Raw genomic sequence first — 4,822 nt, 5'->3', positions numbered from 1 at the left:
CAGTCATCCGCGAGGATGGGACCATGACCGCCCAGATTCTCGATGGCAAGGCCACCGCAGCCGAGATCAAGTCCGAGCTGACCGCCCGTGTGGCGGCGCTGAAGGAGAAGGGCGTCACGCCCGGCCTCGGCACGATCCTGGTCGGGGACGACCCCGGCAGCCAGAAGTACGTCGCCGGCAAGCACCGGGACTGCGCCCAGGTCGGCATCGCCTCGATCCAGCGCGAACTGCCGGGCACGGCAACGCAGTCGGAGATCGAGGCGGTCGTGCGGGAGCTGAACGAGGACCCGGCGTGCACCGGTTACATCGTCCAGCTGCCGCTGCCCAAGGGCATCGACGAGAACCGCATCCTGGAGCTGATGGACCCGGGCAAGGACGCGGACGGACTGCACCCGATGAACCTCGGGCGTCTCGTCCTCAACGAGCCGGCCCCGCTGCCCTGCACCCCCAACGGCATCCTCACCCTGCTGCGCCGCCACGGCGTGGAGATCAAGGGCGCCGAGGTCGTGGTCGTCGGCCGGGGTGTGACCATCGGCCGTCCGATGCCGCTGCTGCTCACCCGACGCAGCGAGAACGCCACGGTGACCCAGTGCCACACGGGCACCCGTGACCTGTCCGCGCACCTGCGGCGGGCGGACATCGTCATCGCCGCCGCCGGAGTGGGCCATCTGATCCGGCCCGAGGACGTCAAGCCCGGCGCGGCCGTCCTCGACGTCGGCGTCTCCCGCAACGCCGAGGGGAAGATCGTCGGCGATGTGCACCCCGGGGTCGCCGAGGTGGCCGCCTGGATCTCCCCGAACCCGGGCGGCGTCGGCCCGATGACCCGTGCGCAGCTGCTCGTCAACGTGGTCGAGGCGGCGGAGCGCAGTGCCGGCTGAGGACACCCACGACACCCACGACACCCACGACACCCACGGCACTCACGACACCCACGGCGCACCCGACAGCGCCGCCGGCGCCGACAGCTCCGACGGCGTCGACAGCGGGGAGCCGACCGTCCGGGACGCGATCAGCGCGCCCGACGCCGAGGGGCACCCCAAGCGGGTCACGCGCCGCTTCCCCCTGTTCACCCGGGACACCGCGCGCCCCGAGGGCGGCGGCCGGGCCGCTCCCGGGGACGCCCCGGCGCCCGCCCGGCAGTGGCCGATGCTCCTCGTGCTCTCCCTGGTCGCCGTCGGGCTGCTCATGACGGCGTTCGACGCGTTCCGGCTGGGCATGCTGCTGGCCGGCTCGGCCCTGCTCGCGGGTGCCGCCCTGCGCTGGGTCCTGCCCGGCGTGGGCATGCTCGCGGTCCGCTCCCGCTTCACCGACATAGTCACCTACGGCGTGCTCGGCCTGGCGATCGTCCTCCTGGCGCTGATGGCCCAGCCCAATCCGCTGCTGCAGATCCCCTTCCTGAAGGACACGCTGCACTTCACCCTCACCAACTAGTGCCCCGGCATGCGACGTTCGCCCGTGAAGGAGCGGCGTCCGGTGCGTGCTCTGGGGGTCCCCCCGGCCGAAGGCTGGGGGAGTGCCGGCCGGAAGTCCTCGTACTGGACGTACTTGGGCTTTCGGCCGGTGCGGCGAGTGGGGGTGCCCCCTCTGGGGGAGCGTGCCGGGCGTCGCGACGGGGCGAACGTTGCCTGCCGGGGCACCAGGACGCCAACCAGGACGCCGACAAGGATGCGGCCCGGGCGTACGACGGTGCGCCGTGACGGACCGATGCATCCGTGCGCCCCCGGCCCGGGGACCGGGTTCCGGGGGCTTCGCATTCCCGTGGGTAGCCAGAACGGGGACTGGAGGGGGCCCGCGTCCGGGGGACGGCGCGGGACGAACAACACCGACCGGGGAAGAGGGGGGAACCGATGCCTCGCTGGAAAGCCTTGCCGGACGAGCTCGATCCGCAGGTGAAGGAGTTCGCCGGGCAGTTGCGGCGGCTCGTGGACCGCAGCGGGCTGAGCATCGCGGCGCTGGCCGACCGCACGGGCTACAGCAGGACGTCCTGGGAGCGGTACCTGGGCGGCCGGCTCCTCGCACCGAAGGGCGCGATCGTCGGCCTCGCCGAGGTCACCGGCACCGATCCCGTTCATCTGACCACCATGTGGGAGCTGGCCGAGCGCGCCTGGAGCCGTTCGGAGATGCGCCACGACATGACCATGGAGACGGCCCTGATCTCCCGGGCGCGAGCCGCGCTCGGCGACCTGGGCACACCCGTGGCGAGCGCGGGCGCGAACCCGGGTACGAGTTCGGGCGCCGGAGCCGGCCCTGGCACCGGTACGAGTACGAGCACGGGCGGCAACGGCACAGCCGCCCGTGTCCGCGGCGCGACCCTGTTCCCCGGCATCGCGGGCCCCGCCGGCGTGTCGCCCACGATCCCGCCGCAGCCGACGGCGCCGGACGCGGACGCGAGGGAAGCGGCCGGGAGCGGGCGCCCCTCCTCCGGCCGGGCGGCACCGGGCCCGTACGGGGTGAACGACGGGGACCGTCCACGGCGACCCGACGGCCACGGCCCCTCGGAGGGCAAGCGGCGGCTGACGGCGTTCCTCGCGGGCGCCGGCACCGTACTCGTCGTGATCGCCGCCGTCGTCCTCCTCGCCGGCAGCGGCGGCCACGGGAAGACCGGGGACGCGGCGGTCCCGTCCGCACGGCGCACCCCGTCACTCACCGCCGAACGCCACCTGCCGGCGGGGGTGAAGTGCGACGGCGCCGACTGCACCGGCCAGGACGCGGAGCGCATGGGCTGCAGCGGCGAGCACGTCACGACCGCCAGGACCGCCACCGTCGGCAGCACCGTCGTCGAGGTCCGCTACAGCGTGGCCTGCCGGACCGCGTGGGGGCGGATCACCGGGGCGGCGCGGGGGGACGCGGTGCGGGTGAGCGCCGGGGCGCGGAAGGAGACCGGGACCGTCACACGGGACGGGGACACGATCGCCTACACGCCGATGCTGGCCGTGCGGGACGCGGCCGGGGTGAAGGCCTGCGTGACGCTTGCCTCGGGGCGGCAGGGGTGCACGAAGTAGCGGTTGGACGGTGGCGCCGAAAAGGCCGGGACCGGCACGCATGGCCGCCGGAATCCTGGGCAGGCGGACGGTACCCCCACGGGAGTCCGGCCACGGTCCCCCGAACGGCGGCCGTCTCTGTTCCTCCTCTCCCGGACAGGCGGCCGCCTTTTCGGTTCCGCCCGGCGCGGCCCTACGGCGGCGCGGTGACCTGTGGGGTGGGCCACACGAGCCCCGGACGTTCGCCGTCCCGGATGCGCGATAGCCTGACCGCTGGATCTGTCTTGATACCAAGAGATCGATCATTTGCACGTCCCACCCGGGGCAGGGACGCCCCGCCGCCAGCTGTCATACGGAGAACGCCATGACCCGCACTCCCGTGAACGTCACCGTCACCGGCGCGGCCGGCCAGATCGGTTACGCCCTGCTCTTCCGCATCGCCTCCGGCCAGCTCCTCGGCGCGGACGTGCCGGTCCGCCTGCGTCTGCTGGAGATCACCCCGGCGCTCAAGGCCGCCGAGGGCACGGCGATGGAGCTGGACGACTGCGCGTTCCCGCTCCTGCAGGGGATCGACATCACGGACGACCCGAACGTGGCCTTCGACGGCACCAACGTGGCTCTGCTCGTCGGCGCCCGGCCCCGCACCAAGGGCATGGAGCGCGGTGACCTGCTCGAGGCCAACGGCGGCATCTTCAAGCCGCAGGGCAAGGCCATCAACGACCACGCCGCCGACGACATCAAGGTCCTCGTCGTCGGCAACCCGGCCAACACCAATGCGCTGATCGCGCAGGCCGCCGCCCCGGACGTACCGGCGGAGCGCTTCACCGCGATGACCCGCCTCGACCACAACCGCGCGCTGACCCAGCTCGCGAAGAAGACGGGCTCGACGGTCGCCGACATCAAGCGCCTGACCATCTGGGGCAACCACTCCGCCACCCAGTACCCGGACATCTTCCACGCCACGGTCGCCGGCAAGAACGCCGCCGAGGTCGTGAACGACGAGAAGTGGCTGGCCGAGGACTTCATCCCGACCGTCGCCAAGCGCGGTGCCGCGATCATCGAGGCCCGTGGCGCCTCCTCGGCGGCCTCCGCCGCCAACGCCGCCATCGACCACGTCCACACCTGGGTCAACGGCACCGCCGAGGGCGACTGGACCTCCATGGGCATTCCGTCGGACGGTTCCTACGGCGTCCCCGAGGGTCTGATCTCCTCCTTCCCGGTCACCACGAAGGACGGCAAGTACGAGATCGTCCAGGGCCTGGACATCAACGAGTTCTCCCGCGCCCGTATCGACGCCTCCGTCAAGGAGCTCGAGGAGGAGCGCGAGGCGGTTCGCGGCCTCGGCCTCATCTGAGCCACGCCGCCCGGTCCCGCACGGGCCCCCTTCCGGTTCTCCTCCGGAAGGGGGCCCGCGCCCGTTTCCGGTTGCCGGGTGTCAGCCCGTCAGCTCCGCACCGAAGTCGGTGTACCTGCCGGCCGGCAGCCCCACCTTCGTCGGTCCGAAGGTCATGGAAGCCGTGGTGGAGTAGAGGGTGGACGACGCGCCCGGCAGGAACCAGGCCGCACCCTCCGGGTCGTTCTCCTGGGCGGCTACGGCGGTGAGGTCGGCGTGGCCGTCGCGGTCGACGTCGGAGGCGAGGAGGGCGCTGCCGAAGCTGTCGGCTCCCTCGACGGAGCCCGGCACGCCGGGGCTGTCCTGCGTCAGGAACACCGCGTGGGCGGTGGTGAGTCCGGAGGCCGAGCCCCGGAGCAGGGTGATCGCCCCCGCCGAGGGTCGGTAGTCGGAGTCGTCCCCGAAGCTCTCGCCCGGCGCGCCGACCGCGAGGTCGCCGTACCCGTCC

At 72.9% G+C, this 4,822-nt stretch carries 4 protein-coding genes and 1 pseudogene; 4 read left to right on the top strand and 1 reads right to left on the bottom strand.

Annotation, left to right across the window (positions count from 1 at the left end; all coding sequences use genetic code 11):
* The first annotated feature begins 23 nt into the window (after positions 1-23).
* The 4 genes from ACWC21_RS31550 (at position 24) to ACWC21_RS31535 (ending at position 4,335) form a co-directional block, all read left to right on the top strand.
* Positions 24-878, top strand: a complete 855-nt coding sequence (locus ACWC21_RS31550; protein ID WP_388791748.1) for a bifunctional methylenetetrahydrofolate dehydrogenase/methenyltetrahydrofolate cyclohydrolase — start codon at positions 24-26, stop codon at positions 876-878.
* A 130-nt stretch (positions 879-1,008) separates the two neighbouring features.
* Positions 1,009-1,431 (top strand): DUF3017 domain-containing protein, encoded by a 423-nt coding sequence (locus ACWC21_RS31545; protein WP_450886785.1) that lies wholly within the window; start codon positions 1,009-1,011, stop codon positions 1,429-1,431.
* Positions 1,432-1,847: 416 nt separating this feature from the next.
* Positions 1,848-3,002: a DUF2690 domain-containing protein gene (locus ACWC21_RS31540; RefSeq protein ID WP_450886733.1), complete on the top strand. Its 1,155-nt coding sequence runs from the start codon at positions 1,848-1,850 to the stop codon at positions 3,000-3,002.
* A gap of 343 nt (positions 3,003-3,345) precedes the next feature.
* Positions 3,346-4,335, top strand: coding sequence for a malate dehydrogenase (locus ACWC21_RS31535; RefSeq protein ID WP_450886732.1), 990 nt, complete (start codon positions 3,346-3,348; stop codon positions 4,333-4,335).
* Positions 4,336-4,416: 81 nt separating this feature from the next.
* Here the strand turns inward: ACWC21_RS31535 and ACWC21_RS31530 are convergent.
* Positions 4,417-4,822 (bottom strand): annotated as a pseudogene (locus ACWC21_RS31530) (hypothetical protein); the annotation flags it as partial.

The sequence above is a fragment of the Streptomyces sp. NPDC001348 genome (assembly GCF_053597535.1).
Note: the sequence above shows the minus strand (reverse complement) of the source record. Positions and strands in the feature narration are given on the sequence as shown.

What these genes read in the sequence shown, in the direction of transcription:
- ACWC21_RS31540 (WP_450886733.1), top strand. Translation starts at nt 1,848, where the DNA reads ATGCCTCGCTGGAAAGCCTTGCCGGACGAGCTCGATCCGCAGGTGAAG.
- ACWC21_RS31535 (WP_450886732.1), top strand. Translation starts at nt 3,346, where the DNA reads ATGACCCGCACTCCCGTGAACGTCACCGTCACCGGCGCGGCCGGCCAG.
- ACWC21_RS31550 (WP_388791748.1), top strand. Translation starts at nt 24, where the DNA reads ATGACCGCCCAGATTCTCGATGGCAAGGCCACCGCAGCCGAGATCAAG.